The sequence below is a fragment of the Pontiella sulfatireligans genome, assembly GCF_900890705.1.
GTDB lineage: Bacteria > Verrucomicrobiota > Kiritimatiellia > Kiritimatiellales > Pontiellaceae > Pontiella > Pontiella sulfatireligans.
The window spans coordinates 932,501-951,944 of the sequence record NZ_CAAHFH010000001.1 but is presented as its reverse complement, the minus strand read 5'-3'; the positions used below and the strand labels follow the sequence as shown (position 1 = coordinate 951,944).

At 53.6% G+C, this 19,444-nt stretch carries 8 protein-coding genes; 6 read left to right on the top strand and 2 right to left on the bottom strand.

The genetic code is table 11. The features are described 5' to 3' along the window. Positions 1 to 77 precede the first annotated feature (77 nt). Positions 78 to 2,192 (bottom strand): serine/threonine protein kinase, encoded by a 2,115-nt coding sequence (locus SCARR_RS03365; protein ID WP_136060105.1) that lies wholly within the window; start codon positions 2,190 to 2,192, stop codon positions 78 to 80. 330 nt (positions 2,193 to 2,522) lie between these two features. Here SCARR_RS03365 and SCARR_RS03360 point away from each other — a divergent pair, with 330 nt between their 5' ends. The 5 genes from SCARR_RS03360 (at position 2,523) to SCARR_RS03340 (ending at position 16,077) form a co-directional block, all read left to right on the top strand. Continuing rightward, entirely contained in the window at positions 2,523 to 4,850 is a 2,328-nt protein-coding gene (locus tag SCARR_RS03360) for a hypothetical protein (RefSeq protein WP_136060104.1), read from the top strand. A gap of 83 nt (positions 4,851 to 4,933) precedes the next feature. Beyond that, positions 4,934 to 5,701, top strand: coding sequence for a PEP-CTERM sorting domain-containing protein (locus SCARR_RS03355; RefSeq protein WP_136060103.1), 768 nt, complete (start codon positions 4,934 to 4,936; stop codon positions 5,699 to 5,701). Positions 5,702 to 6,192: 491 nt separating this feature from the next. After that, entirely contained in the window at positions 6,193 to 9,735 is a 3,543-nt protein-coding gene (locus tag SCARR_RS03350; protein ID WP_136060102.1) for a BNR-4 repeat-containing protein, read from the top strand. Next, positions 9,735 to 12,551 carry a BNR-4 repeat-containing protein gene (locus tag SCARR_RS03345; RefSeq protein WP_136060101.1) on the top strand — a complete coding sequence of 939 codons (2,817 nt, stop codon included), beginning with the start codon at positions 9,735 to 9,737 and terminating at the stop codon, positions 12,549 to 12,551. Before SCARR_RS03350 ends, SCARR_RS03345 begins: the two co-directional genes overlap by 1 nt. A 223-nt stretch (positions 12,552 to 12,774) precedes the next feature. Next, the gene (locus tag SCARR_RS03340; protein ID WP_168432960.1) at positions 12,775 to 16,077 is read left to right on the top strand and encodes a BNR-4 repeat-containing protein; all 3,303 of its coding nucleotides are present in this window, start codon (positions 12,775 to 12,777) and stop codon (positions 16,075 to 16,077) included. 112 nt (positions 16,078 to 16,189) lie between these two features. Here the strand turns inward: SCARR_RS03340 and SCARR_RS03335 are convergent, their stop codons facing one another. Then, a complete protein-coding gene (locus SCARR_RS03335) occupies positions 16,190 to 17,245 on the bottom strand; it encodes a glycoside hydrolase family 43 protein (RefSeq protein ID WP_136060099.1) in 1,056 nt (351 codons plus the stop codon). Between the two features lie 383 nt (positions 17,246 to 17,628). Between SCARR_RS03335 and SCARR_RS03330 the strand changes: the two genes are divergently transcribed. Next, the gene (locus SCARR_RS03330; protein WP_136060098.1) at positions 17,629 to 19,422 is read left to right on the top strand and encodes a glycoside hydrolase family 2 protein; all 1,794 of its coding nucleotides are present in this window, start codon (positions 17,629 to 17,631) and stop codon (positions 19,420 to 19,422) included. The last annotated feature ends 22 nt before the right edge of the window (positions 19,423 to 19,444 follow it).

Here is a 19,444-nt window from a genome sequence, read left to right as displayed (position 1 = left end):
CGAACATCGAACTCCGAATGCACAACGTTGAACGTCGAAAATTAGGAGCCGAGCGTTCAAATTTCGATGTTGGAAGTTCAATGTTCGGTATTCGAATCCTCTTCCACCACCTGTATGCCTAATGATTGGATTTTCCGGATGATTTTTTTCGGATAATCGCCTTCGCCAAGGATCACCTTTTCAACGCCCATTCTGTTCAGCATATTCGGAAGTCCATCCCGCGGTTCCAGCATGACGTTGACCATTCGGAGTTCCTTAAGCTGGAGATTTACCACTTCTTTCACCAGCGCCATCGTGGAATTGCTGATGTCCAGGGAATGCAGATGCAGCGGCTGCAGGATATTCTTGCGGTAGGAGCCTACAATCGGCACGGAATAGGTCGTGTACGGGGTTTCCGAAAGATCCAGATGGTAGCCCTCCTCCGTTTGGGTCAACTTAACGTGGGGGATGGTTTCATCGTGGATTCCGTTCACCCTTCCCAGCATGATGCTGGCCAAGGGCATGTAGCTTTTCGGACTGAAGCGCTTCTTTCTTTCCGTGTGGTAGTGGTACATCGGATAGGCCATGCTGCTTTTCACGGTGTTCCTTTGAGAGAGCAATTCTGCGAGCTGTAGATCCGGCAAGAGATCCCGATCCCGGGGCTTGATGGTCCCGTAGCGTTTTGCCAGTTGCCACAGGGGCTCGGTTTCGGGCGATTCCTCCAGCTCCCCGTAAGTGGTCGCGGACGCGTTGAAGCGTTGCAGCATAAATTTCAGGTGTCCCATTCGCTCAAGTATGATCTGCGCTTTGGAGGGGGCCATGCCGGTCAAATCGATTTCCTCCAGCAGCTTCAGACGCTCCTCGGGGTAGAGCACGCCTAGGGATTTTGAGGTCAGGAAGGATGCGCTTTCAAGCGCCGCATCGAGTTCTTCCGCCTCGACCTCCTTGCTGAGGTAGAGGGCAAAGTTTCTTTCCGCCGTCTGCCGGGCATCCTCTGCTTCCAAGTGTTTTTTTTGGATGATCATCAGGTTGGCGCTCACGACGGCGCTCAGCACCACGAAGAAGATCAGGAACCACAGGGTCAGCATACGGTGTCGCAGCGTCAGCAGGCTCAGCCGGCTGATCGGTCCCGCCCGTTCGGCGTCGGTCGGGAAACCGGTCATATAGCGACGGATTTCCATCTGCAGGGCCTGGGTGCTTCCATAGCGATCGGCAGGGTCGAGAGCCATGGCCCTCATCGCTACGGCGGCGAGACCTTTGGGCACGTGCCGGTCGGCTCGGCGTTTGCGGGGCGGAATAATATTCCCGGCTTGGGTGTTTTCAATCACTTCATTGGCGCTGCTTCCGAGCACGGGAATCTCGTCGGTCAGAATTTTATATAGAAGGGCTCCCAGGGCATAGATATCTGTTTTTGGGGTTTTCTCGCCGCCTTGTACGGTTTGCTCCGGAGCCATGAAGCCCGGGGTGCCTTTCATTGTTCCGGAAAGGGTCATGTCGTTCAGTACGTCGGCATCGAGCTGCCCGGGCTGCGTCTCCTCTTCCTCTTGGTTGATGATCCTTGCCATGCCCCAGTCGCACACCAGCACTTCGCCGAACTGTCCGACCCGTATGTTTTCGGGTTTGATATCCAGATGAAGCACCTTGCGCGAATGGGCATAGGCGATCGCGTCGCAAACCTTCAGATAGATGCCAAGCAGGACGTCCATCGTGTATTTTTCACGATAGTCGGACTCGTCTCGCTCAATTTTCTTAAGAATGTCACCCAGGCTGTCGCCGGGAACCAGTTCCATGGAGAAAAAGGGTTTCCCTTCAATATCAACGCCCATGTTGTGGATCGGCACAATGTTTGGGTGGACGATATTGGCGGTGAGTCTAGCCTCGCGCAGGAACTGCTCCTGGTTTTCAATGCTCTCGCCTTGAAGGGCGTATGCCATGGCAACGAAGCGATCCAGCCTGCGGTCATAGGTGCGGAAAATGCGTTTTTCGCCCCCTTCGGCGAGCAGGGTTTGTTCTCCGTAGCGCGAGTCCGTTGCCAATAGCGAATTATAGATGGGTGTCAGCGATTGGATTTCTTCTTCGGAAAGAAGAGGGCGGGCGGGCTTATAGAAGTCGTAAAGGGTTTCCTGCCGTTGTTGGAAGTCTTGTTCCAGTCTCTTTTCAGGGGTGTCATCCATTCGTTGCTCCGCCGGTTTCAGGAAACCATTTCTTTTCATTGCGCCCGCCCGGTTGCAAGCGGAATCGCATATGTGTTTTTTTTCCGCGAAAAATATTTCCAGCCAAATAGCAGCGCCAGGAAAACCATATCTATGAATTTACAAGGGGAAACGGGTCATAGGAGGAAGAATAAAGGGACTTGATATAATCAGGCGGAATAAAATGTATTATCCCGTGTCCAGTTTCTGAACCTTTTCCCGTCTCCACCGTAGATCATGCAAGACGAGAAGAGGTTTGTGCTCAGATCCGGCTTTCCGGGCAGACCTTTATTATAGTTGATATGGGATTAAATCCATACGTTGCAAACCAGATAACCAGGAGATGAGGAAATGATGAACAAAAAGATAGGAATGATGATGGCGAGTTTAGCCGTTTTGGCGGCTTCGGTGGCGCAGGGTGCGATCCTGCTCGATGGAGGTTCGAGTGTTTCTGGCTCGATAACCAATGCTAATGGTGGCGCGGATCTTAGAGATAGTTATGCTCTCACGGATTCAGACACGGGGTTGGCGGTTCCGCTGGGAATTGGCGAGACGTTTAATATCGAATTTACGCTTCAGACCGTGGCGGTTGATCCGACCACAGTGGGTGATAACATTGGAAGAAATGGTACCGGTTGGTCTCTTAATGACAGTCTGAAATTCGGGTTTGGCGATGGTGCCCAGGCGTTTGGTGTTCAGTTTGACTTGCCGGATTTCAACCCGAAGATTGAGTTTGGTGGCGATGCGGCTGCTACCAGTGCATCGGACTTTAAGATTGAGACGACCGGAAAATCGGGTGAGATCACTTCGGCGGGGGTTACGGGGACGGAAAATTGGTTGAGGTATGTCGGTGACACGGCCACTTTTAACCTGAGCGTGACTCACACCGCTGCTCAGACGTTTGACATGACAATGACCTGGGGTGCTTACACCGCTAACTTTGTCTATACGGGGGGCGCTGAACTTTCGTCGGTTAGCGATTTTTATGTCGTAATTAACGACCTCGATGTGAATTTGGGTTATGAGATCAACGTGATTACCCCCTCCGCGGGTACCACCCTCACGTACCAGCTCGGCGGGGATAGCGCTGTGCGGGATCAGGGTTGGGCAGAAAATGTTTCCACCAATTCAGGTGCAACTCCGACCGAATATTCATGGAGCTTCGGAGCACCGTATTACTACGAAGAACTAAGCAATGTCCTCTTCACGGTCACCGCCGTGGAAACCAACGATGCGATGGTTATCGCCAATACCTTCCTGGCAGGAACCAACGGAAATTCAGGCCGGTTGGATACCAACGAAATGGTCACGGTTAAGGTATCCTATGTCGATCCGGATAATAAGCTGATGGATCTAAAGGTGCATTCAGTGGGCCCGTGGTGGAACAACCAGGCGGGTGAGGAAACCCTCTTTAGCGATGGTTCGGTTGTGTATGCCTTCACAGAAACGGATAATGGATTCAAGAAGACTATTGATAACATGGGGCTGGAACAGCTTTCCTTGGACAATACGGCTACCTGGTTCATGTCCGTATATGAAACCAACAATACCACGTTTTCGGGCCTCGGCGGATTTAAGCTGGAATACACCGTGGATGCCGAGTATATCGAGCCGCCGGTAATTACCAATGCTCCGATTGGTGAAGTTGCATTCTCAAGCAATTGGGATTTTAAGGTTGCAACAAGCAACATGGCGGTGCTGGCGTCCTCCGCCGACGGGTTCTCGGTCGAAATGACCAACAGCGCATCGAAGCGCTTTATGTACCAGACGGGTACGAATTCCTTCAATGCTCCGTTCCAGGTGGGCGAAACCGCAACATGGTCGTTTACGGCGGGTGCGGGTTCGACCATGGCCTTCAATGCCGAAAGTGCGGGCTTACAGGGTGCGATGTGGGATTCGGGTATCGGAAGCGATAACGGTGTCTGTTTCCAGGTCGATTGGGGTGCGGTGGACGCAACGTATATACGGCTTGGTAAACTCAGTGCAGGTGACGAGGATGATGTCGGGAAAATAGCTGGTGCGGTTGACTCGGTTGGAATCCCGGGCACTGTAATTGGTGGAGCCGGTCAGTCAGCGGATTTCGTGATCTCCATGGAACGTACTTCGCCGACCGACATCGTGGCCATCATGAGCTATGACGACCTGTCGGTGACGAACGATTTGACCATCTCGGCGGATATGGACTCGCTCGACGAACTCGGCTTCCGCTTCAGGCAGACCGGAGACAATGCGTTGGTCATCAGCAACATGAAGCTCGTAATCACCAATCCAAACTTTGACGTGACCTTTGCAAGCTGGGCCGCCGACAAAGGTCTTACAGCCGGAAATGATGGTCCCAACGATGATGCGGAGCCAGGTGGTGGCGATGGCATGGAAAACCTGCTGGAATACGCCGTGGGTGGCGATCCGCTGGTGGATGATGCGGATGTTTACCTGCCGAAATCCGACGTGAATGGCGGCTTCCTGAACTATATCTATAACCGCCAGAATCCGGCTGACCCTAAGCTGATCTACACGGTAATGGACGGAACGGACCTGATGTTCGGTGGTTTGGATAACACGAATACGGCCGAAACCGTTTCCGGAGTGGTCGATGGATTCGAAACCGTGACCAACACCGTTCCAACGGCCACTGAAGACAAGCAGTTCATGAGCCTGAAGGTCGAATTGGCCGATTAAATTGATTGGGTCTTCCAACGCAGCATCCCGTATTTGGCGGGGTGCGGGTTGGAAGAACAACATAAGAACAAAAGGAGAATAAAATGAAGAAATTCATAGCACTCATTGCAATGCTGTCGGTCGGAGCCGCCCATGCGGGAACGATTTCGCTGGGCAGCACATGGACTACAAATGGTGCAGCCACGGCTCTCGCTGGTGAGAGTGCCACCGGCTACACCGTGACACAGACCGCCAACACCCAAGTGTATCAGGACAGTGGCCTCGGCGACGCCTTTGATGTTGGCAAGACGATCAACATGTCCTTTACCGTTACAGTAGGTGCCGACAATGGCCCGACTAAACGGGTTGGTGAGGCATTTCGTTTTGGGCTCATGGACTCAGGTTCAGGAGCATCGATCGCTGCTCGTTTGGACTGGGACAATCCCGCCGGTACCACCATGATACTGGGCTACAAACCGTCTGGAACCGCTATCACCGTGATTGGTAGTTTTACTGATGGTGGTTCCACAGGATCAACAGCCATCCCGACGGGAGAGGTATTGGGCTATGAAGGTTGGTCCAAGAAGTTGGATACTGAGGATGTACTGTTGAGCATTACCCGGACGGGTTCCGATAGCTACACGACATTCATGGACTGGGGGGATGTGAGCGTGACGAATAATATTGCTTCCGGACTGACCTTTGATTCCATCGATGCGATCGGGTTTAAATTGGACTCGGATCCAACTAGAACAAATGAATATACACTAAGCAATCTGTCCGTTTCAGTTATTCCGGAACCGGCTACGCTCGGTTTGGTTGCTATGGTTGGTGTTGGCCTGATCGCCATTCGCCGCACCTTCCTTGTCTAGGTCAATTCGCACGATTGATCGAAGCCCCGTCGTTTAGGCGGGGTTTTTTTATTTCTCCACACCCCTCCCGCTTAACTTGGCTAGTATTCTGTAAAACTTAAAAGGTTGTACCGGAAGAAATCATCCACCGATTTCCCCGAAACCACGGATGAATGGAAAAATCTTTCGCGTGTCCAGGAATCACCAATTTCCCCGTCATTCACAATGAACATATTTGCACATAGACTGTCTTTGGGAGCGGTAGGAAGGGATTCGACCCACATAGGTCGATATGGGCGTATGGAAAGAGGAGGAAGAACGCTTTCGCATGTCCAAGAAACACCAACTTTCGCGTCTCCAATAAAATGTTTAATATAGGCAGCCCGCCGAGCAGCACCCATTCTTGGGCTGGATACACGTACCAGCCGCGTCTTCACGAGGAAAAAACGCAGCAGTTCCTTCGGCTTAAAATCGGCATTACCGAATAATTTGAAAAACAAAGGATTGAGAGTATGAAAAAACAAAAATATAAGACTGCATTTCTTGTGCTCGCGATCTGTGGCGCAACGTCCATCCTGGCCCACGGGGAAATCCTCCTCGATGGGGGTTCGAGTGTTTCTGGATCACTGATCGGGGGCCATCCCACCGCGGATCTTAGGGGCGGTTATGCTCTCACGGATGGTGGGTCGGCGGTTTCGCTGGGAATTGGTGAGACGTTTAATATGGCATTTACGTTCCAGGCTGTGGCGGTTGGCGCGACCTCGGTGGGTGATAAAATTGGATATGGTGGTACCGGTTGGGATGCTACTAAAAGTCTGAAACTCGGGTTTGGCGATGGGGTCCAGGCACTGGCGCTTCAGTTTGACTTGCTGGATTTCAACCCGAAGCTCTACCTTGGTGGCGATTCTGCTGCTAGCGATGAAACGAACTTTAAGTATGAAAGCGGATCGGGTTCGATCACTTCGGCGGGGCTTTTGAATGCGGATAAGTTGAAATTTGCCGGTGACACGGCCACGTTTAACCTGAGCGTGGATCACACCGCTGCTCAGACGTTTGACATGACACTGACCTGGGGTGCTTTCACCACGAACTTTGTCTATACGTCGCTTGCTGCTAATGACATGTTGTCGGTTAGTGAGTTTTATGTCGTAATGAACAACCTCGATGCTGATTTGGGTTATGAGGTCACCGTGATTCCGACCCTATATCCCCTTTACGCGGATGCCGATCAACTCTACAGCAATACCAACACCTACGACCTGACGCAGGAAACGTATACGTTTTCCGAGCTCTGGAGCACGCCGGTTCAGACAGATATTACTTTCCTGCCGGAATTCTACAACAGCCCGATCGCCACCCGAGGCGACGACACCTTCGTCTTATTCGTGGATCCCGACCACCGCATGAAGATTGCGCACCTCACCAATGGGGTGTTCAAAGGGGAAACCTTCATCGATAACACCCTTTATCAGCCAGACGAATTCTATGCCAACCACGATGCCGATCCATCCAACGATGTGTCTGCGCCCGACTACCACCGCTTTAAATTTGAAGACAGCCACCATTCGATTGCGCTGGGCATTGATGAAGACGGCTATCTCCACATGGTTGGAGATATGCATAACTATCCCCGCTACGAAGGTTCGATGGATCACTTGCCTCTACGTTATTTCGACAAGAATATCATGTATTGGCGTTCGGACAACCCGCTCGATATCTCCAGCTTCTCCTTTAAGGGCGACCAGGCGGGCGAATGCCCGACCGGCTCCGGTTTCACCTATCTGTTTTTCTTCAACGATCTGTACGGTAAGTTGCACATCACCTCCCGCGCTATGCAAACCTTGAACAATGGCACCCGTTGCGCCACCTACAGCAGCTACAATGCAGACGCCGGACTCTGGTCCACCATTGGCGGCGCTCCCGACCCTTCGGACCCCGCCAGCATTCCGTGCACTTTTTATGATGATGGATATGAACACAACGAAGACGGCAGCAGTGCCGGTAAATACAGCAAGCTCCGCCCGCACGGGGTGTTCGACCGTCAAAACAACATGCATCTTTTGACCCCGCTATTGCGTGATCCGACGTTAAATCCTCTTGGACTGGGTAATGGCTTCCACTTTACCGACTGTCTGGTCTACGCGCAGTCGAAGGATGCAGGAGCAACGTTTACGTCGGTTGGCGGTCGTGAGTTCACCCTGCCGGCCACAGTGAACCTGACGGATAATCGTGCGGAACTTGTGTATGGAGCGGTCGGTGACTATCTCTCGCCCAATGGCCAGCTTGCGGTTGACTACATGAATCGGCCCTACACCTCGACGCAAAGGAAAGAGACGCCCACGACTCCCAGCGAGAATGTTCTGCTCGGTTGGGATGGAAGCAGTTGGGTTAACTATGGAAATATCACGACGGAGGGTGGCGACTTCCGCTTGGTGAATGATCCGGCAGGTGTGATGAGCTACATCAGTGATGGCGCGAACGTGCTGTACCGCTTCTGGAATCCGACCAATATCCGTGAAGTAACAACCCCTTGGGCCATCCGAGTCATCGACTACGAATACCAGAAGAAAACCGGGCATATCATGGGACTCGCCAAGGTTGACGGCGAACTCACGGTGGTGAAGATGGAAATCAACAACCGTCCCGGCATGGTGCTGATCGATCCTCCGGCAGCAACCATTACCAACCACCCTCCGGAAATCACGGCACAAGCGACGCTCAACGGCCAAATCCTCTCCGTGTCGGCCACCGATGCTGACAGCGACCCGCTCACCTTCACGTGGAGCACGTTCTACGGGCCGGGCGACATCATCTTGAGCCAAAACGGAACCACCGCCAGTTCCAACACGACCCTCTCCGTGAGTGAAGAGGGAACGTATGAAATCAAGGTCGCGGTGTCAGACGGAATCAGTACCCGTTTCTCCACCTTCACCGCCTACCTGACTCCTGCTGCCACCGATGCTCCGCAAATAGTAACTCCGGCAGTCGCATCGCCAGACACCCTCACGCTGGTGGAAACAACCACTCTTACGGTCAGTGCCACCAACGCCGCAGCAGGCGGAAATGCAACCTACACCTGGCTTAAATCGAGCGGGCCGGGAAGCGTTTCCTTCAGCATCAATGGCACCACGGCCAGCTCAACCACCGTGGCCTCGTTCGACGCAACCGGCAGCTATGAACTGCAGGTCATCGTCTCGAACAGCGCGGGTACCGCGAGCTCCAGCTGCACCGTTGATGTGAATGACCTTCCTCCTGTTCCGGCCAATGGATACCTTGCGATCGACTTCTCCTCGCAGGCCTTTGAAACCTTCGTGAACGACAATGAATTTTTCGACCGCACCGGCACGGTCGAGGTCGTCGAGAGTGGGGCAGGGGTTCGATTCATCGGCGACCTGTGGAAAGCGTTCCCGATTGATTATCAGATGACCTCCAACACCGTGATCGAATTCGACTTCAGCTGCCCCAATGAAGGAGAGCTTCATGCCATTGCCATGACCGACACCCCTAGTTGGGACTTTACCGGAAGCAGCTATGACCTGATCAAGCTGCACGGCACCGATAGCGGCCTCTACATCATGGACCGCGACGGGGAATACACCGGGGGGACCAACCGGTATTCGATTGCGATCGGCCAGCTGCTCGCGCTCAATACCGAGCAGAAAAACTATCTGGATTTTGTCAATGCCGACAACTCGGGAGAAATCACCCCCGATGCACAAAGCACCTTCGCCAACGTGATCATCTACGAACCTAACGGCGACAAGGATGGCGATGGCCAGAGCAACCTGGCCGAAATCCGACTCGGCACCGACCCGGAAGATCCCGCTTCCATGTTCGGCATCAACGGGGGAACCGTTCTTCCAGACCTCGAAAAAATCCGCATCTCGTGGCCCAGCCAGGCTGGCGTGCGATACCGCATCCAGCAAAGCCCCGACTTGGTCGCCTGGAGTTTGGCACGCGACTGGACCGTCGCCCAGACCCCGCCGGACGACCAGTTCGAATTCGATCTCACACCATCCAACGCCTTCTTCAAGGTGGAAGCGGAGATTCAATAATGAAAAACAGACGAAAAGCCCTCCTGTTCATCTCGGGATTCCTCGGCATAACGGTTCATGCCGCAACCAATCCTCCTCCCCAATACCCCCTTTACGCCGAGGCCGATGAACTCTACAGCAATACCAACACCTACGATCTGACGCAGGAAACCTATACCTTTTCCACTCTTTGGAGCACACCGGCTCAGGAGGAACTTAACTTCCTGCCGGGGAGCTACCACAGCCCGATCGCGACCCGCGGCGATGACACCTTTGTCCTGTTTGTTGATACCGATCATCGCATGAAAATTGCCCATCTGACCAACGGGCTTTTCAAGGGGGAAACCTTCATTGATAACACCCTCTATCAGCCCGACGAGTTCTACGACGGCAACGGCGGTGTTCCCGGTTACCACACCGTCCTGTTCGAAGACGGCCACCACTCCTGCTCGCTCGGCATTGATGAAAACGGCTACCTTCATATTGTCGGCGATATGCACAACTATCCGCGTTGGTCAACAAACCACCTGCCGTTGCGCTACCATGACAAAAACATCATGTACTGGCGCTCCGACAACCCGCTCGACGCCTCCAGTTTCTCATTCAAAGGCGACCAAGCTGGGCAGTGCCCTCCCGGATACGGTTTCACCTACCAATTTTTCTTCAACGATCTCAATGGGATGTTGCATATGACCTCTCGCACTCACCAGTGGACAAACAACTCCACCCGCTGCGCCACGTACAGCCGCTTCGATGCCGACACCGGGCTGTGGTCGATTATTGGCGGCCTTGACCCAGACGACCCCAATAGCGAACCCCGTACGTTCTACGACGACGGGCGCGAATATGATCTCGGCAACATAAACAACAAATACAGCAAAACCTGCCCGCACGGCGTATTCGACCGCAACAACAACATGCACCTCGTTACGCCGCTGCTCTCCAACCCGACGCTCAATCCATGGGGCATGGGTTCCGGTCAGCATTTTGTAGACACCATCCTCTACGCGCAGTCCACCAACGGAACCGATTATGCCAAGGCCGACGGCTCCTCCATCACCCTTCCAGCCACCATCGATCTCACCTCAAACCATGCCGACATCATCTACAACGCCCCGACAGACCGATATCTGTCCGTACTGGGCAACATGGCCGTCGACTACCAGAACAACCCCTACACGGTCGTGCGGCAGAAGAGCTATGATCCCAACGACAACAATGCCGACAACCAATCTATCGTGCTTGGCTGGGATGGAAACGCCTGGACCAACTATGGCGAAATCGTGGTCGCGACCACCGACTTCCGCCTCGTGCACGACCCGGCCGGCGTCATGAGCTACATTCCCGACAGCCTCGACCGGTTCTACCGCTTCTGGAATCCATCGGAAACGCCCGAGCAGGTCAACCTGCCCGCCGCCTGGCCCTACATCAAAACGATCGACTACGAATACCTGAAAAAGACCGGTGACATTCTGGGGCTCTCTAAGATCGGCGGAGAGCTCACCGTGGTTAAAGTCGAGATTAACAACCGCCCCGGCATGGCCCTGATCGATCCGCCCGTAGAGACACCGGCGAACCATGCGCCGGTCATCACGGCACCGGCAACCGCAACCGGGTACGACCTTTCAGTAGCAGCCACCGATGCCGATGGCGATCCGCTTACCTACACTTGGGAAAAAACCTACGGCCCGGGCGATGCTTCCTTTAGCGTCAACGGAACTGCGACGAGTTCCAACACCACGATATCCGTCTCCGAACTGGGCACCTATGAATTCAAGGTTGTCGTCTCCGACGGAACCGACCCACGCATCTCCACCTGCTACCTGCTGGCCACCGGCCCAGGCATCCCCGCCACCATATTCCAGATCGGCGGACTTACTGTAGAACGTGACACCGGATGGAACAGCCTCGTGTTGAACGCCTCCACCGGCACCTATTCGTTTGCCGACACCGAGGATACAAACCTGGTCTTCACCCTCACCGCCGTGGCGCTGAACGGGGACACTCTCGACCTGAACAGCACCCACCTGGGCGTGGACAGCACGGCTCGCCAGACCGATCCGAAAACCGGTCGAATCAACCTCGACGAGGCCATTGTATTGACCGTTTCCTATGTGGACCCGAGCAACTCACTCGTCTCGCTAGACGTCGACAAGTTTGGCTTGTATTGGGGTAACGGGGCAACGGAAACCACCGTCTTCACCGACGCCCGTGCCAACAGCACCAACATGGTGGCCTTCGATCACACGCTGTATAACAACCTGGTCGACTACGACTCCACTGGTCTGGATCCGCTCACCAAATACAATACGGCAAACTGGTCCATGACCGTCTCGATCGACGACACGCTGGGCCTCACCCAATCCGGCATGGGCGGCTTCATGCTGGCCTATGTCGTCGATGTGGGCGGCGACAACCTCGTACCGTACGACCAGTGGGCGGGAAGCTACTATCCCGCCATCCACGACAACGACGGCTACGGCGACGATGCCGAACCCGGCGGGGGAGACGGTATGGTTAATCTGGTTGAATATGCCCTCGGCGGTAATCCGCTCGTCGATGATGCCACAACGAAACTTCCAACCATTGGAATCAGCGAAGAAGGCGGAACCAACTGGTTTAACTATATCTACAACCGCCGACTCGACGCCTCCGCACGCAACCTGACCTACGAGGTGTTTGTTACCACGAACTTAGTGAGCGGCGCGTGGACCAATACCACCGAAGAGGCCGGATTAGCAGTTATTAATGCCGACTTCGAATCGGTCACCAACCGCGTATCCAACGAGGTGGAAATGCAGCAGTTCATGAAACTCGAAATCGGCATTACCGAATAATCGGCATACGAAACTATTATGGCAGATTAGCCGGCCTTGCTGTATCCAGTTGGACGCTTTATCAATTAAGGAAAAACCAATTAAAAGTATAAAATCTATTATTGCAGCAATCGCGGTTTGTGGCGCAACTTCCGTTGCCGGCGAAACCATCCAGTTGGGCGGTGATCTTGCAGTCCGAACAGCAGGTTGGCTTGAAATGGCCGGGGAAAGCGGTGCCCAACCCATGTCATACACCGATACGAACGGAATTACCTTCACCGTCACGGCCAAAGCAAACGCCGGCCAGACGGTTAATGTGCAGAATGTTGGCCTTGCCGTCACGGGAGGGTCAAGCGAGACGCGGATCGATGGTTCGGAGTCGCTTGAGTTGGCATTGTCGGTTTCCGGAGGAAATCTCGCAAGTTTGTCGGCCTCCTTCTTGGTAGGAAGCCTGGGTACGGATGAGGGTTTCGATGTCACGGACGGAACCAGCACTGTGGTGATCGCGGAGCTTGCCGATTCGCTGGTGGAGTATGGTACCGGCAAGGAGCTGGATGGCTTGGTGCCCCTCACCGAAAGCAATGTGTCAACCTGGTCGATCAACTTCAGCGTGAACGCGGGATATCCAGACACAAAAGGAATCCTGAATGCACTACTCCTAAACTATACCGTTGCAACGGAAACCAACCCGCCGGTTCAATATCCCCTTTACGCCGAGGCCGACCAGCTCTACAGTAATAATGTGGCTTATGACCTGACTAGTGAAAGTTATTCCTATTCCGAAATCTTCCGTACCGAGACCTACCCATACCCCGTCTTTAACGATAGCCATGGCACCCCGCTTGTTTCCTGGAACGACAGCACGTTTGTGGTATTTGCAGACGCCGGGCGCCGGGTTAAAATCGCAAAAATTACGGGCGATACCGTTGAAGAAGCCTATCTCGATAATGTGGAGTATCAGACCGAGGATTTTTATGCCAATTCAGATGGTGATCCGGACAACGATATCGTTGGCCCCGACTTTTACCGCATGATCGAAGCCGACGGTCATCACGATTTATGCATGAGCATTGATAAAGACGGCTACATTCATATTGTCGGCGATATGCATAACTTTCCTGATGTTGCGGGTAATATGGATCATTTGCCCATGCGTTATTTCAATTCGCACTGCCTCTACTGGCGTTCCGACAACCCAGGCGATATCTCCAGCTTCAGCTTTAAAGGCGACGACCCGACCACGTGCCCGCAGGGATATGGGTTCACCTATCTACAGTTTCATAAGGATCTTGAGGGCGAACTCTTTTTCAGCTCGCGCGCCTTTCAAGGCGACCCGGCCAAAAGGGCGCGGCGTGCACAGGCCACCAGTCGCTATGATGCCGAAAACGGTACGTGGAGCATCGTCGGCGGAAAAGCCTTCGAACCCGACGGCTACGATGTCACCTTCTGGGAAGACAATGCCGAAGGCGGCGGCTCCTACGTAAAGATGTACGGCGATCTCAGTTTCGACCGCGAAAACAAAATGCATATGGCAACGGGAATTCTGAATTATGATGCCGATGTTGTGCAGACGGTTTGGGCCGTCTTGACCGATCTGCTGTATCTTCAATCCACCGACGGCGGCCTTACCATGAAAAAAACGGATGGTTCCGTAGTCAGCATTCCCGCCCGCGCGGAAGCCGGCGCCAATCAGGCGGAAATCATCTATACAACCGATTATTTGTCCGATCCGGATAATCAGGAATACCTCAACGCCCCCGTGCAGATCGCCCACGACATCTCCAACAACCCGTATGTGCTTTGCAAGCCCAAGCATACGGATGGGCTGACCATACTCTCGCAAGGCCCGACGAAGCTTTTCGGCTGGAGCGCGGCCCATGGGTGGACCGGTTACGAAGACGTGGTCTCCGACTATCAATATTTTTTCACGGACCCGGCTGGAGTCATGACGGTCATTAATGAAAGCAAGGTGACTCGTTTCTGGGATGCCGCTTCCAACTCGGTTGTCACGGCCGACTGGGATCGTGTGAAAGCGTACGATCGCGAGTATGTGAAAATGACCGGCAATCTTCAGGTGCTATGCGAGGACACCGCGACCGGCGAGCTGGTTGTAAAACGCATGGAGATCACGCGACCGGGACTCGGCCTGATCACTCCTCCGACAGATCCTGTTACCAACCACCCGCCGGAAATCACGGGCGCGGCAACCATCAACGGAACGGCCCTTTCGGTGGCTGCAACCGATGCCGATGGCGACCCGCTCACCTACACCTGGTCCATGGCCTACGGCCCCGCCGACGTTTCGTTTTCCCTGAACGGAACCGAGGCCAGCTCCAACACGGTAGCCACGTTTACGCAGTCCGGAAGCTACGAGTTGAAAGTGGCCGTTTCCGACGGCATCGAAACCCGCATTTCCACCTGCTCATTTATTCATGTGGCAGGCGATCCAAACGCACCGCGCATCACAACCGAGGCCAATGCATCCCCCGCCGCTCTCATACTGGGGGAAACCGCAGCCCTTTCCGTCGGAGCCACCAACGCCGCAGCAGGCGGAAACGCAATCTACACCTGGCTTAAGTCGAGCGGGCCGGGAAGTGTCTCCTTCAGCGTCAATGGCACGACTTCCAGTTCAACCACCGAGGCATCCTTCGACGCAACCGGTACCTATGAACTGCAGGTCACTATCTCGAACAGCGCGGGAACCGCGAGCTCCAGCTGCACCGTTGATGTGAATGGCCTTCCTCCCGTTCCGGCCAATGGATACCTTGCGATTGACTTCTCCTCGCAGGCCTTCGAAAGCTTCGTGAACGACAATGAATTTTTCGACCGGACCGGAACCGTCGAGGTGGTCGAGAGTGGGGCAGGGGTTCGCTTCATCGGCGATCTGTGGAAAGCGTTCCCGATCGATTATCAGATGACCGCCGATACCGTGCTCGAATTCGACTTCAGCTGCCTCAATGAAGGAGAACTTCACGCGATTGCCATGACCGACACCCCTAGTTGGGACTTTACCGGAAGCCGCTATGACCTGATCAAGCTGCACGGCACCGATAGCGGCCTCTACATCATGGACCGCGACGGGGGATACACGGGAGGCACCAACCGGTATTCGATTGCGATCGGCCAGCTGCTCACGCTCAATACCGAGCAGAAAAACTATCTGGATTTTGTCAACGCCGACAACTCGGGAGAAATCACCCCCGATGCACAAAGCACCTTCGCCAACGTGATCATCTACGAACCCGCAGGCGATGCCGATGGCGATGGACAGAGCAATCTTGCCGAAATCCGCCTCGGCACCGACCCCGCTGATGCCGCGTCTATGTTCGGCATCAACGGCGGAACCGTTCTCCCAGACCTTGGAAAAATCCGTATCTCGTGGCCAAGCCAAGCCGACATACAATACCGCGTGAGTGCAAGCCCCGACCTGGCCGAATGGAACGTCGTACGCGGCTGGGCCGTCGCCCAGACTCCGCCGGAGGATGTTTTCGAAGCCGATCTCGCGCCATCCAACGGCTTCTTCAAGGTCGAAGCTCAAATCCAATAAACCAATATTTATTGAAGGGATATAAACTGATGCCGGTGCCAGCTGTCAGTGGAACAGGAATAAGCCCTTCGATGGTATTGCGTCGTGAAGAATGCTCAGCAGAGCAGTCTTATCAGTTATAGTAGGGGTCTATCGTCTGGATGGTTCCATCTTCGTTGTATTTCAGTTCCGCCATTTTGATATTGCGCAGGTGAGTCTGACCACCGGATAGTTGGCAGTCATGATAAAATAGGTACCACTTCCCTTGATACTCGACGATAGAGTGGTGGGAGGTCCAGCCCAGTACCGGCGTCAGGATTTTACCCTGATAGGTGAACGGGCCGTAGGGTGAGTCACCAACGGCGTAACAAATGTTATGGGTTTCGCCGGTAGAGTAGGAAAAATAATATTTCCCGTCATACCTGTGCATCCATGGACCTTCGAAGTAGCGGCGTTCCAGATCTCCGGTTTTAATCGGTTCACCGTTTTCATCCAGAATCACGATTTCGCGGACCTCTTCAGCCAGCTCGACCATGTTGTCTTTCAGCCTGGCGACGCGCGGCGGGATGGCCGGCTCGTCATCGGCAGGGTAGATGTCGCCGGTATGTTCGTTGCAGCTGTTCCACTGCTGCAGTTGGCCGCCCCAGAGGCCGCCGAAGTAGATGTAGTATTCGCCGTCGTCGTCCTGCAGGACGGCCGGGTCAATGCTGTAGGAACCTTTGATTTCGGTTTTCTCTGCAACAAACGGGCCTTCCGGGCTGTCGCCGACCGCCGCACCGATCGCGAAAATGCCGTTGGGCTTGCGGGCCGGGAAGTAGAGGTAGTATTTCCCGTCTTTCTCTGCGGCATCCGGTGCCCACATCTGTTTGACGGCCCACTCGACACCATCGATGTCCAGCGCACAGCCATGATCGTTCACTTTGCCGAACGGACGATCCAGAGAAAAGACATGGTAGTCGCGCATGGCAAAATGATCGCCGTCATCATTCATCGGCATGTCGGTTTCAATATCGTGCGACGGGTAGATATAGATTATGTCGTTGAACACATGGGCCGAGGGATCGGCAGTGTACATGTGGGTTACGAGCGGGGAGTTTTTCGGTTGCATGGACGCGGCTCGCTTCATGTCGCGCGCGGTAACAATTTCTGCATCGCTCAGACCTTCGGTATTCAGATTTTCTTCAGCCATGATTAATTCCTTCATGTTATTCAGTTGAATTCGATTTTTCCGGTTTGATCTCCTTGAATTCAACAGGGCACATTCTTTTCATCGAGCTTGAAGCCGCAGATATGTAACCAGAACCGGATTGTTGGTTTGTGAGATAAAACGGTATATTACAAGTCTATGACGAAGGATCAATCTAAAAAGTGCGAAAGGTGAACATAGATATGAAAGCCTGCTTCATACGATATTTATTCGGCAGATAGGGAATTTAAAGGGAGATAAAACGAATTAATAATATAGTAACTCAGGACTTGCTTGATAGGTATATGTTCCCTATAAACGTGATAAATCAATTTATTCACATGAGAAGGCATGTGGAGCGTTTTGAATAGATAAGGGATTGCAGCATGGATAAACCCAAGAATTTTGTAGATATGATTCACAACGAGGCCTATCTGGAACCTTTCCGGAAGGGTCTCATTACCAATGAGTCGTTGATTAATGACTACGGTCGCAGGATCGAGCTGTTGAATGGGATGTGGAGCTTTACGATTGATCCCTATGACACCTGTCTGCGCGGCAAATGGTGGCAGGAGGAAGATCGTGACAGCCGCGGAGCCTTTGTTCCGGTCGATTATAACTTCGATGACTGGGAGCTGACGTCGGTTCCATCCTGCATCAACCTGCAGAAGCCAGAATATTTCTGGTACGAAGGGCCGGCGGTCTATACGCGGGAATTCCACTATTATGAAGAAGTCGGCCGGGAGCGCGTCTATCTCAAGGTGGGTGCAGTGAACTATGAAGCCCTCATCTTTATCAACCGTCGGTTTGTCGGCCGGCATCTCGGTGGATCGACCCCGATGTTTGTGGACGTGACCGATTATCTGAACAAGGAACACGGTAACGAAACGAATCGCATCCTGATCGTAACCAACAACGACCGCAAGCCGACCCAGGTGCCGATGCACAACACCGATTGGTTTAATTATGGCGGCCTCTACCGCGATATTGGTTTGATACGCCTGCCGAAAACCTTTATTGCCGACTCCTCTGTCGGCCTGCAAAAAGGTTCCGGATTTAAGAAAATCGATGTGAGTGTCACCGTGGATGGCCCGGAACAGAGCGGTACAGCTGCCGTCGAAATTCCAGAGCTTGGAATTGTCCAGACATTGGAAGTCAGGGACGGCAAGGGGACCCTCGAAATCGTTGCAGAACCTGAGTTGTGGGACACGGATAATCCGAAGCTCTACGACGTAATGATTTCCTATGCCACCGATACTCTGAACGAAAAGATCGGCTTCCGCGAAATCGCCACCAGCGGCACCGAGATTTTGCTGAACGGCAAGTCGATCAAGCTGAAGGGCATTTCCAGCCACGAGGAAAGCGTGGTTGGCGGAAAGACCATGACCGAAGCCGAAATCCGGGAAAACTTTGCGTTGGTGAAAGAGATGAATGCCAACTACATGCGGCTGGCGCACTATCCGCATACTGAAAAGGCCGCGCGCATTGCCGACGAAGTTGGCCTGCTCCTATGGGAGGAAATCCCGGTCTACTGGTCGATTGCCTTCACCAATCCCGACACCTATGCCGATGCAGAAAACCAGTTGTGCGAAATGATCAAGCGCGACAAGAACCGCGCCTCCGTCATCATGTGGTCGGTAGGCAACGAAAACGCGGATACCGATGAGCGTCTGGTATTCATGCGCAAGCTGGCCGAAAAGGCCAAGGAAATGGATCCGAGCCGCCTGGTTTCCGCCGCCTGCCTTTGGAACAAGGACGAGTTGAGAATCGAGGACCGCCTTGCCGACAGCCTCGATGTTATGGGCATCAACGAATATTTCGGCTGGTACAATCCGCACTTCGACGATCTGGTGACGCTGTTTGAAAACTCAAGATCCGGCAAGCCCATTGTCATTACCGAGTGCGGTGCCGATGCACCCTTTGGCGAACATGGAACCAAGGACCAGATGTGGACGGAGGAGTATCAGGAAAACGTCTATATCCAGCAGGTGGAAACCATGCGTAAGATCGACTATATGGCCGGTTTCAGCCCATGGATCCTCTACGATTTCCGCTGCCCGCGCCGCACCAACCGCTACCAGCAATCATTTTATAACCGCAAGGGACTGCTTAATCCGGATAAGACACAGAAGAAACTGGCGTTCAAGATCCTGCGGGATTTCTACGCTGAATGGGAGTAGCGGGATAAATTCACCTTTAATT